Origin of the sequence: Mesorhizobium sp. Root157 (assembly GCF_001427385.1) — a bacterium.
Taxonomy (GTDB): Bacteria; Pseudomonadota; Alphaproteobacteria; order Rhizobiales; family Rhizobiaceae; genus Mesorhizobium.
In genome coordinates this window covers 163886-188020 of record NZ_LMGJ01000034.1, presented here as the reverse complement: position 1 = coordinate 188020, position 24135 = coordinate 163886, and the positions used below count along the sequence as shown (strand labels likewise).

The 24135-nt window shown below is 58.4% G+C and carries 18 protein-coding genes and 1 tRNA gene; 11 read left to right on the top strand and 8 right to left on the bottom strand.

Translation table 11 applies throughout. The features are described 5' to 3' along the window. Positions 1-47 precede the first annotated feature (47 nt). A complete protein-coding gene (locus tag ASD64_RS16490; protein WP_413813614.1) occupies positions 48-575 on the bottom strand; it encodes a hypothetical protein in 528 nt (175 codons plus the stop codon). Positions 576-1185: 610 nt separating this feature from the next. Here ASD64_RS16490 and ASD64_RS21755 point away from each other — a divergent pair. From ASD64_RS21755 to rfbD, 9 genes are all read left to right on the top strand, one after another. Further along, on the top strand, positions 1186-3072 hold the full coding sequence (locus tag ASD64_RS21755) for a hypothetical protein (RefSeq protein WP_056106979.1): 1887 nt from the start codon (positions 1186-1188) through the stop codon (positions 3070-3072). A 118-nt stretch (positions 3073-3190) separates the two neighbouring features. Beyond that, on the top strand, positions 3191-5302 hold the full coding sequence (locus ASD64_RS16480; protein WP_156460192.1) for a type I secretion protein: 2112 nt from the start codon (positions 3191-3193) through the stop codon (positions 5300-5302). 22 nt (positions 5303-5324) lie between these two features. Then, positions 5325-7616 carry a type I secretion system permease/ATPase gene (locus ASD64_RS16475; RefSeq protein ID WP_156460191.1) on the top strand — a complete coding sequence of 764 codons (2292 nt, stop codon included), beginning with the start codon at positions 5325-5327 and terminating at the stop codon, positions 7614-7616. Beyond that, positions 7613-8950 (top strand): HlyD family type I secretion periplasmic adaptor subunit, encoded by a 1338-nt coding sequence (locus tag ASD64_RS16470; protein WP_056106975.1) that lies wholly within the window; start codon positions 7613-7615, stop codon positions 8948-8950. Before ASD64_RS16475 ends, ASD64_RS16470 begins: the two co-directional genes overlap by 4 nt. Before the next feature lie 337 nt (positions 8951-9287). Next, positions 9288-10220 carry a glycosyltransferase family 2 protein gene (locus ASD64_RS16465; RefSeq protein ID WP_162249085.1) on the top strand — a complete coding sequence of 311 codons (933 nt, stop codon included), beginning with the start codon at positions 9288-9290 and terminating at the stop codon, positions 10218-10220. Positions 10221-10416: 196 nt separating this feature from the next. Next, positions 10417-11298, top strand: a complete 882-nt coding sequence (rfbA, locus tag ASD64_RS16460; protein ID WP_056107176.1) for a glucose-1-phosphate thymidylyltransferase RfbA — start codon at positions 10417-10419, stop codon at positions 11296-11298. Beyond that, complete coding sequence (rfbC, locus tag ASD64_RS16455) at positions 11291-11869, top strand: dTDP-4-dehydrorhamnose 3,5-epimerase (protein ID WP_056106971.1); 579 nt, start codon at positions 11291-11293, stop codon at positions 11867-11869. The genes rfbA and rfbC overlap by 8 nt, the downstream gene beginning before the upstream one ends. Further along, positions 11866-12927, top strand: a complete 1062-nt coding sequence (gene rfbB, locus ASD64_RS16450) for a dTDP-glucose 4,6-dehydratase (protein ID WP_056106969.1) — start codon at positions 11866-11868, stop codon at positions 12925-12927. Before rfbC ends, rfbB begins: the two co-directional genes overlap by 4 nt. 17 nt (positions 12928-12944) lie before the next feature. Beyond that, positions 12945-13826, top strand: a complete 882-nt coding sequence (rfbD, locus tag ASD64_RS16445; RefSeq protein ID WP_056106967.1) for a dTDP-4-dehydrorhamnose reductase — start codon at positions 12945-12947, stop codon at positions 13824-13826. Between the two features lie 78 nt (positions 13827-13904). Here rfbD and ASD64_RS16440 read toward each other — a convergent pair whose 3' ends face one another. Continuing rightward, the gene (locus ASD64_RS16440) at positions 13905-16610 is read right to left on the bottom strand and encodes a glycosyltransferase (protein ID WP_162249084.1); all 2706 of its coding nucleotides are present in this window, start codon (positions 16608-16610) and stop codon (positions 13905-13907) included. Between the two features lie 176 nt (positions 16611-16786). On the opposite strand from ASD64_RS16440, the gene ASD64_RS20750 reads away from it, so the two are divergent. Beyond that, a complete protein-coding gene (locus ASD64_RS20750; protein WP_082550021.1) occupies positions 16787-17530 on the top strand; it encodes a class I SAM-dependent methyltransferase in 744 nt (247 codons plus the stop codon). A 33-nt stretch (positions 17531-17563) separates the two neighbouring features. Here ASD64_RS20750 and ASD64_RS16425 read toward each other — a convergent pair whose 3' ends face one another. From ASD64_RS16425 to ASD64_RS16405, 5 genes are all read right to left on the bottom strand, one after another. Continuing rightward, a complete protein-coding gene (locus ASD64_RS16425; protein ID WP_056106958.1) occupies positions 17564-18724 on the bottom strand; it encodes a DUF2793 domain-containing protein in 1161 nt (386 codons plus the stop codon). Between the two features lie 69 nt (positions 18725-18793). Beyond that, positions 18794-20005, bottom strand: coding sequence for a class I SAM-dependent methyltransferase (locus tag ASD64_RS16420; protein WP_082550020.1), 1212 nt, complete (start codon positions 20003-20005; stop codon positions 18794-18796). 153 nt (positions 20006-20158) lie between these two features. Further along, the gene (locus ASD64_RS16415) at positions 20159-20839 is read right to left on the bottom strand and encodes a class I SAM-dependent methyltransferase (RefSeq protein ID WP_056106953.1); all 681 of its coding nucleotides are present in this window, start codon (positions 20837-20839) and stop codon (positions 20159-20161) included. A 52-nt stretch (positions 20840-20891) separates the two neighbouring features. After that, the gene (locus tag ASD64_RS16410; RefSeq protein ID WP_244480822.1) at positions 20892-22154 is read right to left on the bottom strand and encodes an ABC transporter ATP-binding protein; all 1263 of its coding nucleotides are present in this window, start codon (positions 22152-22154) and stop codon (positions 20892-20894) included. A 73-nt stretch (positions 22155-22227) separates the two neighbouring features. Further along, positions 22228-23037: an ABC transporter permease gene (locus ASD64_RS16405; RefSeq protein ID WP_056106949.1), complete on the bottom strand. Its 810-nt coding sequence runs from the start codon at positions 23035-23037 to the stop codon at positions 22228-22230. A gap of 538 nt (positions 23038-23575) precedes the next feature. Here ASD64_RS16405 and ASD64_RS16400 point away from each other — a divergent pair. Then, a tRNA-Pro gene (locus ASD64_RS16400) sits at positions 23576-23652 on the top strand. Between the two features lie 48 nt (positions 23653-23700). Here ASD64_RS16400 and ASD64_RS16395 read toward each other — a convergent pair. Next, positions 23701-24039, bottom strand: coding sequence for a hypothetical protein (locus ASD64_RS16395; protein ID WP_244480821.1), 339 nt, complete (start codon positions 24037-24039; stop codon positions 23701-23703). Positions 24040-24135 lie beyond the last annotated feature (96 nt).

The following is a 24135-nucleotide window of genomic DNA, read 5'->3' as shown; positions in this document are numbered from 1 at the left end:
TGGAACCGGTTTCGGGACAACGACATTCATAGAAACAGGTCCTGACCCTAAGTCGGAAACCTGTTCCGCTTCACGACATCCCAGATTCCGTTGTTGATGTCGGTGATGTCTTTTATGCACTCGGTGATCCGCACCACTTCAGGTTCATCCACCGCCTCGACCTTGCCGTATTTGATCGAGGTCTTGCCATCGAAAATGCGCATCTGCTGGGTGTGCGAAATGTCGCCCTTCTCGTCGAACGAATAGATGCAGTGGCTGTATTTGTTTCTTAGTTTCGACTGCTGGCCAAGGCGCTCGAGGAGTTGCAGCACATCGGCCCGGCAGTCTTCGGGAGTTTGCGGCAGCTTGGCCAGCCGCTCGACCACATCCATGCGGGCTCGCGTCGTGTTGAGCGTCAGGAAAATGACGATCGCCGTCTCCTTGTTGACCTTGGCCAGGCCGGCAATGAGATAGATCAGGAGGCTCTCGGTATTTGTCCACGCATAATTGAGCCGCCCGACAAGAAGCAAAATCTGATCGAGGCCACCCGGTGCGCGTCTTTGCGGCATCGCCACCTGTCTTTTTTGGCCAGTCATAGGACGATATCCTCTTATGTGGGTGCTCGGGACGCAAGAGATCGGTAAAATTGAACCTACCGCGTGCCCATTCGCCTCGACCCCACGGCACTATAGTGGCGTTGAAGCCAGCGGGGGCCATCGTAAAATAGAGGTATGCCGCCGCTAACCAGGATCAGTTGACAGGTGTATGGCGGTTGGCGGTCTAACGTAACGTAAGTTTCAGATGCCCTTGTATCGCAAACCGTATTCGCCCTGATTGGGAAAAATCCCGTTCGGGACAAAGTGCCCCACCGTCAAACGATCTAGATCGTTTTTCAGACTAGGCGTCCCGAACATACGGTCACAGACTGCCAATATCCCGGAAGAGCGGGATCAGGGCATTCGACAATACGACGCATTCCCGCAAGCAATTCAGTCACTTGCCGAATTGGAAGGTGGAACTGTGCCCGCGATGTCGCAGCCCTTCATGAGAAGTGGGGATTTCTGGCTCCGGCGCGTTCTACCGTCCCCTCGAAGGTAAACAACCGAAGCAAGGTCTATCCCTAGCAACCACAAACTGCCGTGCAGCCAAGTCCCCGTAAGAGATGAATAGGGTCGCGTTGGCATGGCATAACCAGGGGTAACTTCTATGGCCAAGCCGAGCAACTCGACCTACATGAATTTCTTCGATCCCAGTCAGGACCAGCATCAAGATCAGGACCAGACCGAATTGCAAGCTCAGGCCCAGGCCGAGCTTCAGGCACAGGGCCAAGGTCAGGGTCAGGGTCAGGGCCAATTCCAACATTCCGAAAGCGAAAACTGGAACGGTAATGGCAATGGAAATGGCAACCTGAACGGCAATGGCAACCTGAACGGCAATGCCAGCCTCAACGGCAACCTGAATGGCAACCTGAACGCCAATCTGAACAAGTCGCTCAGCGAAAACACCAATACGAACACCAACACGAATAACACCAACGTCAACGTGAATGTTGGTGTGAACGTGCCCATTGCTCAGCCGTCAGACGACGATTATGCCGATATCGACATGAGCGGCGGCGCCAAGGTCGACCAGATGCTGGTCAATCACGACGGGCAGATTTTCTACAATCCCGGCGACGGTGCGTCCTTCAATGATTTCCTGAACGGTGCGCTTACCGGCGAAGGCAATGATGCCGCGCTTGTCGTCGCCCAGACCAACAACCTGGATGACAATGACGATCTCGGTCAGGCTTCGGTCTACAACACCGGCAACTTCACCCAGAGCGGCGACGCCACTGGCGGCATAGCCAAATCCGGAGACGGCATCACCGCTGGCGGTGGTGGCGGCGGCGGCGGTGGCCATGGCTCGGCCGACGGTGGAGAGGGTGGCCTCAGTGCCAACTTCGCCGGCTTCGGTATTGGCGGCAGCGCCATCGGTGCAGCTCATGGTGGAGACACCACTGGCGGCAATGGTGCTGAAGGCGGCGAGGGAACCGGCACGGGAACCGGATTGGGCCTCGGCGTGGGCCTCGGCCTCGCAGGCGCTGACGGCGGCGAAAGCGGATCAGCCAATGGCGGCAACGCCCAAGGCAATGGCGGCGCCGGCCTCGGTCTTGGCCTTGCAGGCGCATTGGGCGGCATATCCGGTCCGGCCACATCCGGTGACGGCGGCGCGGCCACGGCAGCCGGTGCGGGCGCAGGCGGGAGCGGTCCTGGCGGTGCCGGCGGCAGCAGCGACGGCGGCGATGCTGCAGGCATCGGCCTTGGTGGATCGGGAGCCTTGGGTGGTGTAGGCGGAGATGCGGGCACCGATGGTGGTGACGCGGCCGGCCTCGGCCTAGGCCTTATCGGCGTAGGCGTCGGCGTTGGTGGCGACAACAGCGGCGCGGCTACGGGCGGCGCCGGCAGCAACACAGCAGGTGACGGAACCGGTTCTGGCTCCGGGACGGGCGGCGATGCTGGCAATTCCAGCGGCGGCGATTCCGGTGACGCTCTGGGTTTGGGCCTCGGCAAGGCCATTGGCGGCGACACGGGCGCCACGTCCGGTAACGTCGGCGACGCGCTCGCACTCGGCCTCGGTAACGGCGAAGGCGGCAATGCCAACAACAGCGCCGATGGCGGCACCAGCGGCGACGGTGGCGACGCGGGCGCTATCGGCCTTGGCGCCGGCCACGGCGCGGGCCTCGGCATAGGTGCCGGGCTCGGCGGTGACGGCGGTAACGGCGGCATGGCCTGGGGCGGCGATACGATCGTTGTTCCGGTTGCCGGCGACGGCAATGGCGGCGATGCAACTGGCGGCGACGGCGGTTATGGCGGCGCCGGCGGCACGCTCAATTTCGGCGATGGCGGCAATGGCGGTGCCGGCGGCACATGGGGTTCCAACAATACCGGCGACACCTACGTCAACGGCATATCGGAAGCCCACGCTGACGCAGCGATCGACGTCACCGCGTTCAACCAGAGCATCGTCATGGGTGCCAACCTGATGGAAAACCTGCTCAGCCAAACGGTCGTGGGCGGCAACTACGACGTCGACCACAGCGGCGACGCCTGATGCCATATCCGCGCAAGCGGAAAATTGAAAACGGCTACGCGGGATTTCCCGCGTAGCCATTTCCATCACAGCCAATCTTCGTTCACCGGGAAGCCAAGCAACATCGAGGAACGAGACCGTGCTATTGGACAAAGTCACTGATTCAATCGCCCATTTCATCGGGCTGTTTCAGATTGCGGCCGAACAAGCGCGGATGCGCGACGACTATCTGGAATTCGTCGCACGGCGCGCACATGATGAGGCTCCCCCTTCGGACGAGCCTGTTCAGATAAAGTTCGATGCGCCCTATGCGCTGGATAACCCCGAGCCGGGAATCCACTATGTTCCGGCCCCGAACTCCATCGAGCCATATGTCGCTCACCATGAGCCGCTTTACGCAGCCCCGGAAATCCCCATATCGGCACAGATGCAGCCGGTCATTTATCCAGGCTACGTCCCGCCCGTCTTCCTCCATCACGCCAGTTCCTCGCTGAAGATCATCGATCCCCAGCCGCCTGGTTCGGTAGCCAGCATCGTTTCGCAGACCAACCACCTATCCGACAACGACTTCGTCAATGTCGGCGGCAGCGATGCAGTGTTCGAGCAGATCGGCACGCCCCAAACCTCGCTCCAGGAACTGGTGGATCAAGCGTCGCAAGCCATGCCGATACTGGCTGGCAGCCTGCCTGGATCGTCGCAGGACATCGGCACGTTCATCACGACATCGGCGGATTCCATCCACGACTTCCTGGCCGGTCTGGAAAGCGGACAACAAGCCGGCGAAGCTGGATCTTCCCAAACGATCGTCGACAATGGTGACGGCACGTCCACCGCAACCCAGGTGACCGCCGTGACGCCTGCCGAAGATACGGTTTACGTCAACGGTACGGCCACCGACGAAGCCCCGAAGCTGGATGATTATCTTCCCGCCGCATCGCCTCTGGTCGAGGATACCCCGCCGGAAGCGGCCCCCGAAGCGAGCAACGGCAGTTGGCAAACCGGGTCCACCGCGACCGGCCAGGTCGTGCACGGCCAAGGCAGCATCGCCGTCACCGCGTCGGTGGAGATCAGCACGGGTCTCAATGTGCTGGTAAATTCGGCTACGCTGGTTAGCGACACCCTGGAAGGCCATGTCTTTGCCATCGCCGGGGATCATATTTCGCTGAACCTCATCGTCCAGATAAATGCCTGGAGCGATGCCGATTCAGTCGGCGCCAGCATGTCGGGCTGGAATTGCCCGCCTGACGGCACCACAGCCTTCAACATAGCTTCGATGGAACACGTCGAACTGAACACCGGTACAGATGAGCCCTCTGGCGCCGGCACGCCCGTTTTCCCGAAGGCCTGGGCGGTCACCGAAATAACCGGCGATTTCATTTCGCTGAACTGGCTCCAGCAGCTCAATTTCGTCATCGACAACGACACGGTCGTCGCATCGTCGTCAGCCGGCGTAACCTCGATGGTGGGAACCGGCGCCAATCAGACCTTCAACAGCCTCTCGATCTTCGATCTCGGCAAATATTTCGACCTGATCCTGATCGGCGGCAACTACTACAACGCCAACATCATCCTCCAGAAGAACATCATGCTCGACGACGACATCGTTGGCGGCGTGAGCGGCTTCCAGACCTCCGGCCCGGGCGCGGTATCCACCAGCGACAACCTTTTGTGGAACGAGGCCAGGATTACCAACATTGGCACCGCCAACACCGATGGCATGCCCGACGGGTTCCACAACGCCCTCAACGAATTTGCTGCCGGCAACAAGGTCCTGTCAGCGGACGTGCTCAACGACAGCGCATTTGCCGGACTTGCCGGGCTCCACGTGCTCTACATTTCGGGCAGTATCTATGATCTGCAGTACATCCAGCAAACCAACATCCTCGGCGACGCCGATCAGGTCGCAGCGGCTATGCAAGGCGTCAATCCGACCTCGGATGCCAACTGGTCGATTACCACCGGATCCAACGTACTGGTGAACCAGGCCCAGATAATCGATGTTGGCCCAGGCGGGGCGATCTACTATGGCGGCGGCCAATATTCCGATGAACTCCTGGTACAAACCGACATCATCAGGACCGACAACGGTACGGATGTGAAAAGCCCCGACCAACTGGTGAACGAGGCCGTGGCCTTCTTGAGCGATGACATGCTCACCCCTGACCAGAGCCAGGAACACCAAATGGGCATCAAGGACGATGTCGGCATGCATCCGGCCCACACGGACATCATGCAATCAGTCGTGACATGACCAACCATCCCGCCGGGGAATCATGAACCAGTATTTTGGTAATATTGGCGATGCGACGGTGAACCGTGCGGCCCCGGCCCATCCTGGTCGGGCTGACGACGACACCGCCCTGTCTCCAGGTGTGGTTCGTTTCAATGGCTTCGACACGCCATTCAATGAACTGATGGCTGAAGTCGACAGGATGGCCGCGCAGTTGCGGGCCGAGACGACGCCCATTTCCTCTCCGGCCAAAACGCCGGACTTGGATAAAACCGCCCCATTGGACGATCGGACCGGTGTGAGCGACCCTGGCCCTGCACAGAAGCTCGAAAACGAAACCGGGGCAACGCGCACCACAATTCTCTCCGGCGAACCAGCAACTGAGCCCGAACTCGAACGCCCCCAGAGACCCAGCATCGAACAACCAGTGTCGGCGGGTCAGCTGAAGTCGATAGACGGCGATACCGGGCCGCTGCTGTCGAACAACAACACCGAAACACGGCTGGCGACCAAGCTGCCGAAGGCAAGCAACGACGCAGGCGCGCAGGGAGACGTCTTCCACCGCCGCCTTGGCCCGGTCAATCTGGCTGACAACCTCAAGGCCGGCGTTCTGGCGGTGCGGCGGAACCTCATGGTGGTGATGGGTTTCACGCTCGCCACCAACATCCTCGTCCTGGCCATACCCGTCTATCTGTTCCAGATTTCGGATCGTGTGCTGACCAGCCGTTCCGTCGACACCCTGGTCATGCTGACCATCATCATCGCCGGAGCCGTGATCCTGAACGCCGTTCTGGATGCGGTACGCCGCTTCATCCTGATGCGCACGGCGGTCGAGGTGGCGGCTCAACTCGGTTCGCCGATCCTCGGTGCTGCGGCACGCGCTTCCTTGCATAGCAACGGGCGCGAATACCAGACGCTGGGCGACCTCCAGCAATTGCGCTCGTTCCTGGTGTCCGGCACGCTGCTGTCTTTCCTGGATGCGCCGCTGGCCCCGCTGTTCATGCTGGCCGTTTTCCTCGTTCACCCGCATCTCGGCTACATCGTCGTGGTATCGGCGCTGATGCTGCTGGTCATCGCCTACGTCAACCAGAAGATGACCGCGCAACCCTTCCACGAAGCCGGCAATTTCCAGAGCAAGGCCAATCTCCATCTCGATTCGATGTCGCGCAACTCGCAGATCATCAACGCGCTGGCGATGATTCCGGAGGCCGTGAAGATCTGGGGGCAAGACACCGCGGGCTCCCTCAAGGCGCAAGTCATCGCGCAGGACCGCAACGTCATCTCGGCCTCGATCTCCAAGGCCTTGCGCTTGCTCACCCAGGTGGCGATGCTCGGTTGGGGAGCCTATCTGTCGATCGAAGGGCAATTGACCGGCGGCATGGTCATCGCCGCCTCGATCATTGCCGGCCGCGCGCTGGCTCCGGTGGAAGGCGCCATTGAGGGCTGGCACCAGTTCCTCAACACGCGCTCCGCATATCAGCGCATTTCTACGCTGCTCAAGTCCTCGCCATTGAACTTCGAGCGCCTGAAGCTACCAAAGCCGCAGGGGCGTCTGGACGTGGAACGCCTGCTCTTCGTTCCGCAGGGCACCAAGCGCGTCGTTCTCAACGGCATTACGTTTTCGCTCGCGCCGGGCGAATCGCTGGCGATCATCGGCGATTCCGGGGCGGGCAAGACCACGCTCGGCAAGATGCTGGTCGGCTCGATCCTTCCGACATCGGGCAGTGTGCGCCTCGATCTCATGGACCTGAGGAACTGGGACCAGCGCCAGTTTGGCGAAAACATCGGCTACCTGCCGCAGGATGTGCAACTGTTTCCCGGCACCATCAAGGCCAATATCGGCCGCATGCGCGATGATGCCGACGACGACGACATCTACAAGGCCGCCATGCTGGCCGACGTTCACGAACTGATTTCGAGCTTTGCCCAAGGCTACGAAACGATCGTCGCCTCCGACGGCTCGCCCCTGTCAGGTGGGCAAAAGCAGCGCATTGCGCTAGCGCGCGCGTTCTTCGGCAGTCCCCATCTGGTCGTGCTGGACGAGCCGAACTCCAACCTTGACGGCGCCGGTGATGCGGCACTGCTTCGCGCCCTGGACCATGCCAAGAAGGAAAAGATCACCGTCATCACCATCACCCAGCGTCCGTCGCTGCTCAACGGTGTCGACAAGATCCTGCTTCTCTCCAATGGAGCCGTTTCGATGTTCGGCGTTCGCCAAGACGTTCTGAAGGCGCTGGCGCCGTACAACGCGGCCAACGCCCGCAACAATCTGCCTGACCAAAAGGCACAAGCCATTCAAAACACCACAAATGTCGTTCAACAGGCTGCCCAATGAGCATCAGCGTCGCCCACGTCCATGACATCGAATGGTATGGCGATGTGCCGCGTTCGATCCGCAAGCACGTCATATTCGGATTGCTGTTGGTAGCGGTGGCTTTTGGCGGCTTCGGCACATGGGCCGCCACCGCCCCGCTGGCGGCAGCGGTGATAAGCGCCGGCAGCTTCGTGGCGACCGGCGAGAACAAGGTCGTCCAGCACCTGGAGGGCGGCATCATACAAGAACTTCTGGTCAGCGAAGGTGACCATGTAACCGCCGGCCAGCCGTTGATCCGCCTCGACGGCATCGTGGCGCAGGTGAAGCAACGACAACTGTTCCTGCGCCAGGCGCGCCTTGAAGCGAACGTTGCGCGCCTGCAGGCCCAGGTGGCTGGCGGTACCGATGTCGCATTCCCCCCGATCATTGAAAAGAACCGCAGTGACAGCGATATCCGCTCGATTGTCGACGGTCAGATGGCGAATTTCCAATTGGCCAAAAGCAGGGTGGATAGCGAGATCGGCCTGCTCAGGCAGAACATGGAATCGCTGAAATTCCGCATCGAAGGCTTTGAACGGCAAAAGCAATCGATGATTGAGCAACGAACCTTTCTGAAAGACGAATATGCCGGCAAGATGCAGTTGCTGGCGGAAGGATTGATCCGCAAGACAGAGGTAAATGCCATACAGCGCGCCATGGCCGATGCCGATGGCCAGATCGGACGCCTGGATTCCGAAGTTTCCGAAACCCAGGCCCAGGTGCAGAAATTCGACCAGCAGATCGCTCAGACGGTGGCCGAGTTGAACCAGAAATCCCTGGATGAACTGCAGGTCGCGCAAGGCGATCTCGATGCGGTTCGCGAAGAGGCCAGACAGGCGCAGAATCTGCTGCGCCGCTCGACCATCAACGCCCCCGTCACCGGTACTGTGGTGCGCATGTACTATCACACCGCCGGCGGCGTCATCGAAAGCGGCAAGAAAATCCTCGAAATCCTCCCCTCGGACGTGCCTTTGATCATCGAAACGCAAATCCAGCGCAAGGACATCGACGCCGTGAAGCCCGGGCAGAAGGCGACCGTCCGCCTGGTGGCGCTGAACCGCCGAACGACCCCCGTGCTCAACGGTGACGTCTACTATGTATCAGCCGATGCCCTGACCGATGCGACGATGCCGAACAGCGAGGTATATCTCGCCCGCGTCCGGCTTCCGCCAAGCGAACTGGCAAGGATTCCCGGCTTCACGGCGACGCCAGGCATGCCGGCAGAAGTGATGATCGAGACGGCGGAACGCACCTTCCTCGACTACCTGACCAAGCCGATCCGCGAAAGCATGGCGCGCGCCTTCACCGAGAGGTGAGGCACCTGTTGGACGGTGTCCGATCCTGGGAAGTCCCAAGCCAGTCTGCCCTTCACGTCGTCTGTAATCAAATTTGACCACAAATGCGCAACCATTTCGGCCATAGTCGCCTCAATGAGGCCGCTTGCGCCGATCAAAAGGGCCACGTCTTTCGCCGGTTGATTTGTCAAATCCAAATTTTACAGCAAAGCACTGCCGCTCGCAAATCCGCAGTGCGATTAAACGTTCATGATTGGAAGGTCCGACCTGTATTTGAGAACAAGAATCATTGTCGATAACTGTCGTTTCGAACCAATTGCGATAAGATCGTATTGAAGAAATAAACGCGGAAATCCTGTTGCCACTTCAAGAACAACATGTTGCTATTCTTTTGGCCTCTTGGAACGGTGAGAAATTCATCGCCGAGCAGTTGGCGTCCATTAGCGCCCAAAGCCATAGGAACTGGTCGTTATGGATTTCAGACGACGGCTCCAGTGATGCCACTCTGACACAGATCGAGCGGTTTGCGAACACAGGCCACCATGACCAGGTCCATGTAATGAAGGGACCTGGCAAAGGCTTTGTCGCCAATTTTCTTTCGCTGGCTTGCAACCCCAATATTGAAGCTGACTATTTTGCATTCTGCGATCAGGACGACATCTGGCTCGAGCACAAGCTGGAAGCGGCTGTCAAAGCGCTGTCCGGATTTTCTGCCCAGCCGGCGGCATATTTTGGCCGGGTTACCATTGCTGATACTGGCGGGCGGTCGGTCGGAGCATCACCGCTTTTCGCTCGCAAGCCATCGCTGGAGAACGCCTTGGTGCAAAGTATCGGCGGCGGAAACACCACTGTCATCAACAGGGCGGCACGCAACATATTGCAAATGGCCGGTGAGGATATCCGCGTAGCCAGCCACGATTGGTGGACATATCTGGCTGTTTGCGCATGTGGCGGCACAACGATTTACGATCCCACGCCGTTTGTGAAATATCGCCAGCATGGCAGCAACGTCATTGGCGAAAATTCATCCATGAAGGCGCGCTTGTTTCGAACCCACCTCTTGCTAAAGGGTCGCTTTTCATCCTGGATCGACGGAAATCTCGCAGCGCTTCAACGGCTGGAGGTAGCCATACCCGCACAAAACCTGTCCACGATTTCCGCCTTTACCGCATTGCGACACAAAAGGAACATGCTTGCACGGGCAGTTGGCCTTTATAGACTGGGTTTGTATCGACAGACCTACTTCGGGGATTTATCGCTTTTAATCGCGGCCTTGCTGGGCAAATGGTAACGGATTCATGACCGCCAGGCTGATGGACCGATACGATAGATCAAGCCGATCTACTCTTATGAGATGCCGCAGCAGCCACAATTGGACTATATAACAGAATGCCTCGTTTGACGATCTTGCGCGTAAAGCTATGCGCATCAATATCGACGGATTCGACCGTTCTGGCACATAGTAACCCGTACTAAAGGTGACGTTCATGAAAGGCATAATTCTGGCAGGCGGCAGCGGAACGCGTCTTTATCCTGTTACGATTGCTACATCCAAGCAACTTCTGCCGGTATTCGACAAGCCAATGATCTACTATCCGCTCGCCACGCTCATGTTGGCAGGAATCAGGGATATACTGGTGATTTCGACACCGCGCGATCTGCCACAATTCCGCGAATTGCTGGGTGACGGAACAGATTTCGGCGTCACCCTTTCCTACGCCGAGCAAGCGCATCCGAACGGGTTGGCCGAAGCGTTCGTGATCGGACGCGACTTCGTCGGTGACAGTCCCGCAGCACTCATTCTGGGCGACAACATATTCTATGGCGCCGGCTTCTCCGCGACACTTCGCGAGGCGGTGGCCCGCAAGGCCGGAGCTACCGTGTTCGCCTACCACGTGGACGATCCGCAGCGCTATGGCGTGGTCGAATTCGACGGCACCGACGGATTGGCGAAATCGCTGGAGGAAAAGCCGGTGAAGCCAAAGTCGAACTGGGCCGTGACCGGGCTTTATTTCTACGACAACGACGTGCTCGATATTGCCGCCTCGATCCGCCCCTCTGCGCGCGGGGAACTCGAAATCACCGACGTGAACCGGGCCTATCTCGAACGCGGCGACCTTCATGTCTGCAAGCTTGGGCGTGGCTATGCCTGGCTCGACACGGGAACGCATGAGAGCTTGCATGAAGCGTCGTCCTTCGTGCGCACCATCGAACACCGCCAGGGGATCAAGGTCATGTGCCCTGAGGAAATCGCCTTCGATCGTGGTTGGCTTTCGGTCGGGCAACTGCTTGCCCGCGCGGACAAGCTTGGCAAGACCGAATATGGCGCCTATCTGCGCCGCCGGGCTGGGGAGACCGCCAATGCTTGAGATCAGGCCGCTCGGGCTCGACGGTGTTCTGGAAATAGCGCCGCGCAAATTCGGCGACGACCGTGGCTTTTTCTCCGAAACCTACAATGCCCGCGCCTTCGCCGAGGCGGGTGTCACCCTTGGTTTCGTGCAGGACAACCACTCCTTCTCAGCCGCTGCCGGTGTTTTGCGGGGCCTGCACTATCAGTTGCCACCCCGGGCGCAAGACAAGCTTGTGCGGGTGACGCGTGGGCGCGTATTCGATGTGGCGGTAGACATCCGGCACGGCTCCCCCACATTCGCCAAATGGGTGGGCATCGAGCTTTCCACGCAGAAATGGAACCAGATCCTTGTACCGGCGGGGTTTGCACACGGCTTCGTCACGCTCGAACCTGATACCGAGGTGATCTACAAGGTCACCGACTATTACGCGCCCGAACAGGACCGCTCGATCCGTTTCGACGACCCACAAATCGGCATCCAATGGCCAGTGGACATTGCTGGTGTGCAATTGTCTGAAAAAGACCGCGCTGCGCCAGTATTGGCCATGGCCGACGTTTTCCAGTATTCGCCGGAAGGAGCGCTGAAATGAAGGTCCTGGTAACCGGCGGTGCCGGCTTCATCGGCTCGGCAGTCTGCCGCCATCTCGTCGCCGACGATGCCAACACCGTCATCAATGTCGACAAACTGACCTATGCGGGCAACCTGGCTTCGCTACGCTCCATAGAGAACCGCCCGAATTATCGATTCCGGCAGATCGACATCTGCGATGACAAGAGCCTTGTCGAACTGATGGGACACGAAAATATCGACGCCGTCATGCATCTTGCGGCGGAGAGCCATGTCGACCGTTCCATCGACGGGCCGGCGGCCTTCATCGAGACGAACATCGTTGGAACCTTCCGCCTGCTCAATGCCTCCCTCGCCTACTGGCGCGACCTGCCCCCGGATCGCCGGGAAAAATTCCGCTTCCATCATATCTCGACCGACGAGGTGTTCGGCGACCTTCCCTTCGACAGCGGCATCTTCACCGAGGAAACACCCTACGCGCCATCCTCGCCCTATTCGGCTTCGAAAGCGTCTTCCGACCATCTGGTGCGCGCCTGGCACGAAACCTATGGCCTGCCGATCGTGCTCTCCAACTGCTCGAACAACTACGGGCCCTTCCATTTTCCGGAAAAGCTGATCCCACTGGTCATCCTCAACGCGCTGCACGGCGAGCCTCTTCCCGTTTACGGGGCCGGCGCCAATGTGCGCGACTGGCTCTATGTCGAAGACCACGCGCGGGCACTCGCCCTTGTCGCGACCAAGGGCCGGGTCGGCGAGAACTACAATATTGGAGGACGGGCAGAGCGCACGAACCTGTCAGTGGTTGAGACGATTTGCGACCTTCTTGATGAAAAGCGCCCTCGCATCAAAGGGCGTTATCGCGACCTGATCAATTTCGTCACCGACCGTCCTGGCCACGACCGCCGTTACGCCATCGACTGTTCCAAGATCGAGCGCGAACTCGGCTGGCGGGCCGAGGAGAGTTTTGACAGCGGCCTCTCCAAAACCATCGACTGGTATCTCGCCAACGAATGGTGGTGGCGACCGATCCGCGACGGCAGCTATGCTGGCGAGCGCCTTGGCAAAGCCGCGGCCCAATAGCGGATCGGAACAGCACGATGCGGATATTGGTGACAGGCAAGGATGGGCAGGTCGCTCGTTCGCTTGCGGCTCTTTCAAATGAAGGCATGAGCATCGTGGCGCTCGGCCGGCCGGACCTCGATGTTACCGAGGCGAATTCGATCGTCCATGCGATCAAGACCCTACGACCCGATATCGTCGTCAATCCGGCTGCCTACACCGCCGTGGACAAGGCCGAAAGCGAGGCGCAGGCGGCCTTTGCGGTCAATCGCGACGGGGCACGCAATGTGGCAGAGGCCGCCGCCACCATGGGGTTGCCCGTCATCCACATTTCGACCGACTACGTGTTTGCCGGCGACAGGGCGTCACCCTATCTCGAAACCGACGCGACCGGGCCGACCGGTATCTACGGACGCTCCAAACTGGAGGGCGAGCAGGCGGTGGCCAGTGCCAATGCTGCGCATGTCATCTTGCGCACAGCCTGGGTCTACAGCCCCTATGGCCACAACTTCCTGAAAACCATGCTGCGTCTCGCCGCTGATAGAGACGTGCTGCGCGTCGTCGCCGACCAGCAAGGCACGCCGACCTACGCACCAGACATTGCCGGAGGCATTGTCACTGCCGCGCGAAAGGTGCTGTCCGCGCCAGAAAGCGAGGACTGGCGCGGAATATTTCATATGGTCGCGCAAGGCGAAACGAACTGGGCGGGCTTCGCCGAGGAGATTTTCATCCAGTCGGCGCTCCATGGCGGCCCAAGCGCACGCATCGAGCCGATCGCGACCGCGGACTACCCGACGCCGGCACGACGCCCCGCCAATTCCCGCCTCGATACAACGAAGTTCCGCACGACTTTCGGCCACGCCCTGCCCGACTGGAAAAACGGCGTGGCCCGCTGCTTTGCCGAACTGGCGACTGGCTGAAACGCAACGGCGCTCAAAACCGCCGGGCGAACCAAACCTCACGCATCCGTGCCCAAGCGGGTGGCTACCTGTCTTTGACTACGACAGGAAGTCGACGATTTTCTTGATGGCTACCGGTTCGAAGGCATCGTCCCAGCTGGTCGGCCAGTCGATCTTCGAGCCCTTCAGGCGCTGGTCGTAATGATCGACGCGCGATATGGCATCCTTGAGGCCCTGGACCACGCCCTCCAGCGTCGGCTCCACAGCGATGAGGTTGGTCGAAATAGCCTCGAGGCTTTCGGCCGTCTTATTCTGGAAGGTGTTAGTTACCGTCCACATGCCAGCAGAAGCCATTTCCAACGGTACAAGGCTAGGATGCGGCGTGAGCATTAGCGAAAGGCCGACATCATGGCGCGGCATACGGTCCGTATAGGTCTGGAGGTCGGTCTTCGGCATCATCTCCATGACCACGTCGGGCGACAGCCGGACCTTGCTGGCCCCTCCGATTGAGCCCATGCCGTAGAATTTCCACTTACGGGCGTCGAAATCCGGCGAACGGGCCAGTTCGGCAAGCGCCATCATGCCAAGCTCGAAGAGGTTGCGCGCCGCATGCGGTTCGGGGCGCGCGTAGAACAGAATGCGCCGCTCGCGCTCACCCGCAATATCGTCGCGCGACGGTGTGAACCTCTGGATGGCATTCTTGAACACGGCATGGTTATTCGCCGCGCCGGAGCGCGAAAAGGCGCCAATCTTGTTCAGCTTGAAGAAATCGCGCAGCAGCGGCGTTGAGAAAAGCTGGAACTGCGGGAAGGTGTAGGATTGCTGGAACAGCGCCGCAATGGTGTTCATCGGCAGGAAATAGGGTTCATATTCCTGGACCATGAACATGAAGCGGTCCTGCCCCAGTTCGCGGCTGGCGCGATGCGCGACATGCGCTCCCCAGCAATTCGTGGCAATGAAGCGGTCGTCCGGGCTGACCAGCAATTCCTCGTCACGGTCATAGCGATGCTTGACTTCGACCTCATCGAACAAGTTCTCGACGCCGGGATAACCCTTTATACGCTGGCGCGCGAGGGCGATGTCCAGTTCGGTATACTCCAGCGTAACGATCCGGACGAGAAACCCCTCGCGGCGCAGACGAAGCGCCAGATTGAACATGCCGATATAGCCGCCGAAGATATATTTGAAATCGATCGTGGCCAGAAGAACATTGACCCTCTTTGGCTCTCTTTTCGAGACCCGCAGCCTGAGTGGCTTGATATTGTGAAATATCCCCGTGCCCGGAATATCTTCAAAACCGGGCGTAGCTGCAACCAGCGTTGCCAAGCCGGAGGCGGCAGAGGCCGCAATCGCCTTTCGATTGATAAAGCGTCTCTGCAGAACCCTATAGAGCGTATTACGTGCCTGGATACTCAACACTACATTCAGAAGATTACCCTCCATATTGAGCGTCGACTTTCTGCCTTTCATTACGGCGGACAGCTTCATCAGCAAGGCGGGCGGTGAGCCTTTCGTGCTGCTCAGGTAACGGTCAAGAATCTTCTTCTTGTTCGAGGGAATCTTATCGACGCGCAATTTGAGCGTTTCCCCGAAGGTCGCCTTCTCCAGCACGCCAGGAAAGGCAGCCGAAGCACGATGAATGAGTATTCGCCCGGATTTAAGGAGGTGTGCCTTACTTCTAGAACTTTTCAGCAATTCCTTGATAGACGCACCAATGCCGCTAAAGCGCTGCGCGCTCGTTTGGCCAATCACGTTGTTGTCGTGCTGATTGTAACTGTACAAAGGCCGATCGACGTACGAAATTCCACCCTCCAGATCGGCGACCAGCCCGATCCATTGATCGTGATACACGTCAAGAAGCCTTTGCGGGAAGGGAAGCACAAACTTCAAAATGTCAGCGCGGAACAGGCTTGCAGCCCCCGTAACGACATTGGCAATAAAGGTCGATTCGAAGTCGCGGTAATGGTTTTCGCGAGTGCTCCAATAAGTTGGTGAAACGATCTCGCCGTCGGAGACGATCCGGCAGTCGCTGAAAACGAGTTTGTGTCCTTCCTTGAGGCTGGAAATAAGGGTGGAGAGCTTGTCCGTGTCCCAGCAATCATCCTGATCAGCCAGGGCAACGAAATCGGCGTCGTCGGGAACTCGCGAAAGGCACTCCTCGAAGTTGCCATAGAACCCCTTCCGCTCCTCGTTCTTCAAATAGATGAAGCGGCTATCATGCTCGACGAGATCGAGAATGTCATGGCGGGAAATTGGATTGGTGCTATCATCGGTGATGATACAGACCCAATTCTCATGGTCCTGTGCCGAGATGGACGTGATTTGCTGCTGCAGAAGATCGCGCGCCGGATTATAAGTCGCCATGCAAATGGCCACTTTGGGACCAGTTGCTGGCCATTCGACCTTCTGGGGCCGCCGATTGTAACCAGGCCGAAGCTCCAGCACTGCAAGACTTTTCTCAACCCTTTCCCCTGATTTTAATTCGGCGCAGAGGATGATCTCGCGATTTTCGTTCGCGAAGATCTCCTCGATCGGCAATATGAGATTGTATCCGGAAAACAGACTTGCCCCGTCAGGATCGTTGGCCGGGTACATGTAATCCAGTACGTCGGGGCGCGGCCACGAGTGGTTATGGACTTTATGCCGCCGGTTGCCATCCAGCACATAGAGACGCTTTATGATCTTGCCCGGGCAAAAGGCCCAACCGCTCAGACTGAGCGCTATGCCCTTGCCGACGTGAAATGTGCGTTCATCTGGAATATCGAGACGGCAGAGAAGTTCAATGGGGGCAACTTTTAAGGTCAATTTCCAACTACCTCGCCAAATTCGGACAAATCCCCACTTGTTCTCCCGGCCACACTTTGCAGCGGCGACGGTAACCGCTAGCATTCGAGTACCGCGATATCCGGCAACACTCGACTACCATGATATGGATGTGGCGATGATCAGGGAACGGGCTTTCGAACTGAAGAGCGCTCAGAATGACATTTGTCCTACCGCTGCCGCCAAGCCATCTCCGGGGAACGAGCGATGGTCATGGCGACCCACTTCAGTTTGTCGCGCAGTCATATGAATTCCTTGGATACTTCCGTGAACTTGGCGGCCTTGATCACGATTCGAAAGTGCTTGACGTCGGTTGCGGAGTCGGGCGCATGGCCCGTAGCCTTACCGCATGTCTTTCCAGCGGCGAATATCACGGATTTGATGTAATCGAAGAGCAAGTCAGCTGGTGCAGAAATAACATCAGCCATAGGTATCCGAACTTTCATTTTCGTCACATCGATATCTGCAATAACGTTTACAATAGAGATGGGGAAATTTCCGCAGAGTCACTGCAATTCCCTTATCAAAGTTATACATTCGATCTCGTTTTTCTGGCATCGGTTTTTACGCACATGCTTCCCGAGGCAGTTGAAAATTATTTTCAAGAAATCAGCCGGGTTCTGAAGCCCGGCGGCCGCTGCCTCATAACGTGGTTCCTCCTAACGGACGAACGCGTCGGAAATATGGAGCGTGCCGCCTTCATGATCGACAAAGGCGGGAAGGACCGCGTCTACCGTGTCGCAAGCTTGGAACACCCTGAGAATGTTGTGGGGTATTATGAGCAGTATGTGCGATCGGCGTATCTCATAGCTGGCCTGAAGATCATCGAGCCTATCCGGCTTGGTTTCTGGGGCGGCACGCAGGGGATCTCTGGTCAGGATATAATTGTCGCTGAGAAATAGACCGGGCAACCACGTTTGCGGAGTCTCTATTCCTCACACCGCGCCGCCGTCAGTCACTTTCCGCCAAGCCGTTCCGTTGCAGAACACCAGCGCGCCGCCGCCAGCCACATCAGTCGCCCAAGCGAGCGCACCCGCACCGACCGTACCGGCCGCCGGCAGGTTGGCCTTGGCAAAACTGCCTGTGCGAACAGGGCCCGCGACATGCAGCGCGGTCGTGGGTGCGGCAGTGCCTATCCCGACATTGCCTTGCACATCGACTGTCATGCGCAATTGGCTCGATGTGGAAAACCGGATCTGGCCTGCTTCCGTATTATAAAAATCGATGCCTCCAAGGCCCCGATTGTAGACGGTGAACGCACCGTTTTTGCCGCCCCAACGGATGAAACGCGAAGCATAGTCCGTCCATTCGTCGTCGGCATGGAAATCAAAATAGGCCGGCCGGTCGCCGCTGCCGAAAAAACCGATTTCCATGGCCGGTCCGCCGGTCGTCTCTTCGGCCGAAACCAGATGCGTGCCGAAGCGGGCGATGCCCCCCGAGACTCTTAGCCGCGTCACGCCGTCCGGCTCACCCTGGAGGCCAATATTGCCGGTCGTCGGGTTGATGGTCAGCGCCTCTGTCCAGCTCTCGCCATCGGGACTCACCTTGACCGACAGGCGGTCGTTGCCGGCAAGTCCGATCTCGGCTCGGCCGGAATAATTCTCCTGGAAGATGAGACTTGCCGTATCAACCATAGCGGCCTTGTTGACGGCAACCCTGTGATCAGTGCCATCATGGGTCAGGAGCGTCGAAGGGCCTGCAACCGCCAGCCTGTTCTGTTCATCGGCATCCGTGTTGACGCCCAGCCATTCGGTGCGAGCGAGCGGGGGGCCGAAGGCGGCTCCGTCATGAAGCAGGAGCAGGCTTTCCTCCTTGACGAATATCAGCATTCCGGCCTGCGGCGGATAAAAGCACCATCCACCATCCTGCCAGGCGGCGATCTGACCGGCCTTGCCCGCCCACGCTCCGGAAGCAGCCGCGGCGGCAAGATAGCGCTGGCCTTCTTCAGCGGCGACCGGCGGCTCGCCAAGCGCCCGGCTCTCCACTGCGCAATGCACGAGAGCGTCGAGGATGCTCAGGGCCCCGTTGTGCGTGACATGCTTTTGCGCCTGCGAGGGCATAATGAAGGGAAGATCGAGATTGGACGAACGTTCCAAGGCGGCACTCCTGCTAGACCGTATGGGCAACAGGATGGGGCCTGCGAGGCACCGGTGGACAAAAAGGTGCTATTTTCCGGAATTCTCGTGCATTTTCCGGGTTTGGCCTTGATTTGTTTCCACACACGCAGGCCGCGTCGGCAAGCGGCCTTCCTTGCGGCCGAAAAGCAGATAGTGCACCAGTGGGTCCATGCCGCTTTCGGCGACGTCCGGATTGCTGGCAAGGTAATAATCCGAATCAAAGAGCGGCGATGGTTCGCGCTCTTCGCCGGCGCCATTTGCCAGATACTCGCCGGCAAGCCTCAACATGTCTTCCAGAGCCGGGATGTCTGCGGCAAGTGCGTCTCGTGCGGCCCTGAGATGGTTCGCTTCCTCGGCCAACCGGTCCTTCTCGGCAGTGAGAAGTTCTGTTTCCGTGGCAAGCCGATCCTTCTCGGCACTTAGGCGCTTTGCTTCCTCGCTTTGCCGGCCTATTTCCGCCCGCAGTGACATCGCCTCATCGCGGATTTTCCAGTAGACGTCGTAACTCGCGCTTACCAGAAAAGAACCTTCCAGGGTGGGAAGGCAGTTCTCATGCGCGGCAGCCACGGCGAGATAGTACATCGTGTCCGGGATAGCACGCGAACTCTGCTCAACGCTGTCTCCATCACGGAAAACGCTGGCCACCCCGCCGGTATCGTCGTGACAGGAAAGGATTGAGGACGCCACGGACAAACGCTGGCCGTAGAGGCGACGAACCGGGAATTGCGTTTCCAGCAGGTTCTCGAAATCCTTGCCAGTCAATTCATGGACATGAAATTCGTTGTTGTGACCCTGTCGCTGCGAATAGACTGCGGTATTGGGAGAGGACATGATCAGAAATCCTTCGGGTCTCAGGACGCGCCGGATTTCGCTCATCATCCCGGCTTGGTCAGCGAGATGTTCGACGGTCTCGAAGGATACGACCACGTCCACGGACCGGTCCGCCAGCGGCAGATCGACTGCGTCCGCACAGATGAAGGAAAGGTTCTGCGCCTGATACCTGGCTCCCGCATGTCTGATGGCAGCGTCCGAAACATCGATACCGACCACCCGACGCGCAACTCCGGCAAGCATGGCCGAACCAAAGCCCTCTCCGCATGCAAGGTCGAGCACGTCAAGCCCGCCGACAAGGCCCAGCGCCCAGAGATAACGATGAATATGCTCCTGACGGATCTCATCCAGAAGTTCGGGATGATATCGCTCGCCGGTATAGGTCAGCGCAGGTTTCTGGGCTGGTTTCTGAATTGTATTCATGGGCATTGTCAATTCCAAGAGAGTAGCGCTTTCTAGTAGAAGCGCGACACCAGACGACTCTCAGCCCCATTTCGAGCCGTCATCGCCTTTGTACTTCCCGTCGTTTTGTGCCTGAGACGGCATTCGCGGCCTTGGGTCACCGGACGTATCCCGTTGCCACTACCTGCGCGCCGCAATCGCCAACGCTGCCGGATAGGCTACCGGAAAAATCGTCACATCGGAATAGCCTGCCTCGAAAATCAAGCACCAGGCATCGGCACCGAATTCGGTATGGACCACATAGTCATCGCCGTTTTGCTGGGGATTGCCATGATAGCTTTTCGACAGGCCAGCCCTCCCCCGGGTCATTCGCCCGACGATGATCGGAACTGTCAGGCAAAGCGTCCCTGTCGGTTTGAGAACGCGACGGCATTCAACGAGCGCGTGGACAGGATCGGGGACATGTTCCAGCGTGTCGGAGTGAACAACTATGTCGAACGTCTCATCCGGCCACGGCAATGCGTGCATATCGACCTGTGGGTAGGCGCCGAAAACATGGCATGGCATTCTGGAAAGAACCGGATTGAGCGTACCGGCTTCGTTCAACTCCAGAATATGTATGGGCCCCGCTTCGGCAGAGCCGACGAAATCCCGCAACACCTGCGGTGTCCCGACGACTGCGCGCAGTGCATTGGCCAGTGCAATTGACCGGAGGTTTGCACCGCAGCTCGAGCAACATTCGCCTTGCTGGCAGTCTACATAGGCCACTTCGGCCGGTGACAGTTGCCATTGATCGATCAGTTCCGGCCACAAGACCGGTTGCGCCGTGAATTCGGTGCCGCCGCAAACCGTGCATAACATTCAGCAATGATCTCCGTGTCGACCGGTTCTCACATTCACCATCAAGCAGCACTCACGTTCGGAACGCCCCGGTAACTTCTTTGCTGGACGTGATTGTAATGTCGTGCATCGGCAAGCCAATCAGACCATGCGTTACATGACTGCCCGTGCAGTGGAAGATCAGCGCTTCATCGACCCAGTGATGCTGGACGTGGTCCATCTGGGAGCCTTGAGCCAACGCTGTCGCCACGGCGTAGTCGCCCGCCGGAAGATAAGGCATGCGAAATGAGAACGAGGCGATGAATTTTTCGCCTTTGCCAATGGAAAGCGGCGTGCGCGAATAGGTCAGGTAGGTATTGTCGCCGAACAGGTTCTGGCCCAGACGATCGCGGATCAGGAAGCCGATGATCGGTGACACAAACCCTTTCCTGGCCAAACAGGATATTTCGAGCGTCACGTCCTCGCCACCCTCGATCACCGCCAATTCCTCGCCGGAACTGTTCAGGAACCGCGCGGATTGGATCTTGGCGCCACCAGCCCCAAAGGATGGGGCGTTGGGATCGAAGCTGAAAACCTCCATGACGTTGCGCTTGTCGGAGGCCTTGATAGCCTGATGACGGACGTCTCTTTCGGCAGGCTTGCGGTCGGCCCGGCGCCGCCCGGAGATTGAAAATGCCTCGCCGTCAGTTTCCTCGTGCTGGGAGGCCTGGTAGGCAAGGCTTACATCCTTTGCCGTCCCCTCCCCGCGCACACGGCCTTTGTCCATCCAGATCGCCCGATCGCACAACGATGTCACCGCGCCCGCATCATGTGAGACGAAAAGCAAGGTCCCGTTCTCCTTGAATTTCCTGATGTAGCGCATGCATTTTTGCGTAAACGCTGCATCGCCGACCGAAAGCGTCTCGTCCACGATGAGGATATCCGCGTCGACGTGGGCGGCGACAGCAAAGGCAAGCCGGGCATACATGCCGGACGAGTAGGTTTTGACCGGCTGTTCCACAAATTCGCTTATCCCGGAAAACTCCACGATGCTCTCGTAGCGCTCCTCGATCTGTCGGGAATCCAAGCCTAGAACGGCGGCGGAGAGTTGCACGTTTTCGCGGCCGGTAAATTCCGGATTGAACCCGGCACCCAGTTCGAGCAGAGGGGCGACACGTCCGCTCACGGACAGGCTGCCCAAATTGGGTTGCAAGGTCCCTGCAATCATTTGCAGCAATGTCGACTTTCCTGACCCGTTGCGACCGACGATACCGACGGTCTCGCCCCTGGCGATTGTCAGGTCGACATCCTGAACCGCCCAGTATTCCCGGTAGTAGTGACGATTGCGCAGGACCATCTGCTTCAGCCGGTCCTGCGGCTTGTCATAGATCAGATAGGCCTTGCCGAGACCCGAAGCGCTGATCGCAATCTCAGACGACATCCGCAAACGCCTTCTTGGTACGCGTGAACCAATAGCCCCCGGCTGTCATGACGAGAAAGGAAATCAAGAAATAGGCTGCCCATTCACCCAGAGGCGGCAACTTGCCCCAGAAGATCACGTCGCGCGCCTGAATGAGGCACGTGGTCAACGGGTTGAGATAGAGCCAAGGACGGTACGGCTCGGGCAAACTCTCCAGAGGATACAGCAGCGGGGACAAAAACATGATCGCCGTGATCAGCGGCGCCACCACCTGGGCAAGATCGCGCAGGAAGACACCCAACGAAGCAAAGAAATAGACGATGCCGATCGTTGTCATCACCAGCGGCAGCAAGATCAGCGGCAGCGCCAGAATGGTGATGGGCGGCAGGCCGTAGAGAAAGATGAAGACCGCAAGAAACGCGACGAAGGCGATGGCGGCGGTGATGATGGCGCTGATCAACGCAACAAGAGGCAAAATCTCGAGGGGAAACACGACTTTCTTGACGTAGGAAATGTTTTCCAGAACCAGGCCGGGAGCTCGGGTGACCGGCTCCGATATGATCCCGAAGATGATCAGCCCGGAAAAGAGAACCATCGGATAACCGTACTCGCCAATGGTCATCGCCCCACCGGGCCGCACCCAGCGCGTTCCAAAGACCGAACCGAAAACCAGAGAAAAAACCCCGAGCATCATCAGCGGCAGGACGAGGGCCCAGAACACGCCGAGCAACGAACCGCGAAAGCGTGCTTCCACCTCGCGCCGGGCAAGCCGCCAGATCAGAAAGCGGTGGTTCCAGGAACTAGTGAGGTATGAAATCATCTTCGCTTTGCTGAAGAATCGCGGGGAACAGTAGCTTCTGTCATCGAAATCGGAAAAAATAAAGGCTGATGAAAGGTAGCCTCAAACTTCCTTGTATCAACGGCGCCCGCGCTTGTAACAATATGATAATGGGAAAAATGCCGCGTGACGCAACGCTTTTTACATTGTAGCCCAACTCTTAGATACACCGTGATCAGCTCAACCTTTTAACGACCTATCCTTCTGGTACGTACTTTAAAACACGTACTTCGTTCGGGAATTTTTACGTGAATCAGACTTCGCCAAGGCTTGGCGATCATGGCCGCCCAATCCTTCGTGTGCACGGCGATAGCCTGAAGGCGATGGCCATCCGCAATACCCCCGCCGCGATTAGGCAACCTTCGATGCGGCTCCGAAATCGCGCGCATGAACGAGATGTGAGCGCCCACGGGAATTTCACCGCAAAACACGGCAAATACCGTAAATGGTCGACTTCTGTTCCGAGGTTGGTTTTTGGCCTTGCTTCTCGACCCTTGAGAATATAGGGCTTCACGCGGTTCGGAGTGTAGCGCAGCCCGGTAGCGCACTTGACTGGGGGTCAAGGGGTCGTGGGTTCGAATCCCGCCACTCCGACCATTTCTCCCTTGACCTCGGCGATGATTGCGGGCGCTCTGACCGAAAGCATCAGCGCCTGCTGAAAAGCAACGTCACCAGCAACCCAAGTACGGCGAGGCCGACAGCGGCCGTTGCCGCGGGGTGATCGCGCGCACTGCTTTCTATTGCCTTTGCCCGCTTGCGAAGGTCGGGAAGCCGCGCACCAATACGCTCGGCGATGTCAGTATAATAATCCGACACGGCATCGCGGCCACCGGCATAGAAAGCGCCGCCCCGCTTCGACATTTCCTTTTTCAGTGCCGCCAGTTCTTTTGACAGGCCCGCAACCTGCTTTTCAAGATCGATATCGCTGATCGACGAGAATGCCATTCCGTTTATTCCTTCGTTAAAAACCAGAAGGACGTTCAACGAATTGGGCAATCATTCGTTCCCAGACGCGCTTTATGCCCAACGTCCGGGCGGCGCCGAAACGGCACCCTGTTCTCCAACAACCTGCCAGATGGG

Bases quoted from the DNA above. Each gene is read 5' to 3' on its own strand.
- ASD64_RS16490 (WP_413813614.1), bottom strand. From the start codon at position 575: ATGACTGGCCAAAAAAGACAGGTGGCGATGCCGCAAAGACGCGCACCG.
- ASD64_RS21755 (WP_056106979.1), top strand. From the start codon at position 1,186: ATGGCCAAGCCGAGCAACTCGACCTACATGAATTTCTTCGATCCCAGT.
- ASD64_RS16475 (WP_156460191.1), top strand. From the start codon at position 5,325: ATGAACCAGTATTTTGGTAATATTGGCGATGCGACGGTGAACCGTGCG.
- ASD64_RS16470 (WP_056106975.1), top strand. From the start codon at position 7,613: ATGAGCATCAGCGTCGCCCACGTCCATGACATCGAATGGTATGGCGAT.
- rfbA (WP_056107176.1), top strand. From the start codon at position 10,417: ATGAAAGGCATAATTCTGGCAGGCGGCAGCGGAACGCGTCTTTATCCT.
- rfbC (WP_056106971.1), top strand. From the start codon at position 11,291: ATGCTTGAGATCAGGCCGCTCGGGCTCGACGGTGTTCTGGAAATAGCG.
- rfbB (WP_056106969.1), top strand. From the start codon at position 11,866: ATGAAGGTCCTGGTAACCGGCGGTGCCGGCTTCATCGGCTCGGCAGTC.
- rfbD (WP_056106967.1), top strand. From the start codon at position 12,945: ATGCGGATATTGGTGACAGGCAAGGATGGGCAGGTCGCTCGTTCGCTT.
- ASD64_RS20750 (WP_082550021.1), top strand. From the start codon at position 16,787: ATGACATTTGTCCTACCGCTGCCGCCAAGCCATCTCCGGGGAACGAGC.
- ASD64_RS16420 (WP_082550020.1), bottom strand. From the start codon at position 20,005: ATGCCCATGAATACAATTCAGAAACCAGCCCAGAAACCTGCGCTGACC.
- ASD64_RS16415 (WP_056106953.1), bottom strand. From the start codon at position 20,839: ATGTTATGCACGGTTTGCGGCGGCACCGAATTCACGGCGCAACCGGTC.
- ASD64_RS16410 (WP_244480822.1), bottom strand. From the start codon at position 22,154: ATGGTCCTGCGCAATCGTCACTACTACCGGGAATACTGGGCGGTTCAG.
- ASD64_RS16405 (WP_056106949.1), bottom strand. From the start codon at position 23,037: ATGATTTCATACCTCACTAGTTCCTGGAACCACCGCTTTCTGATCTGG.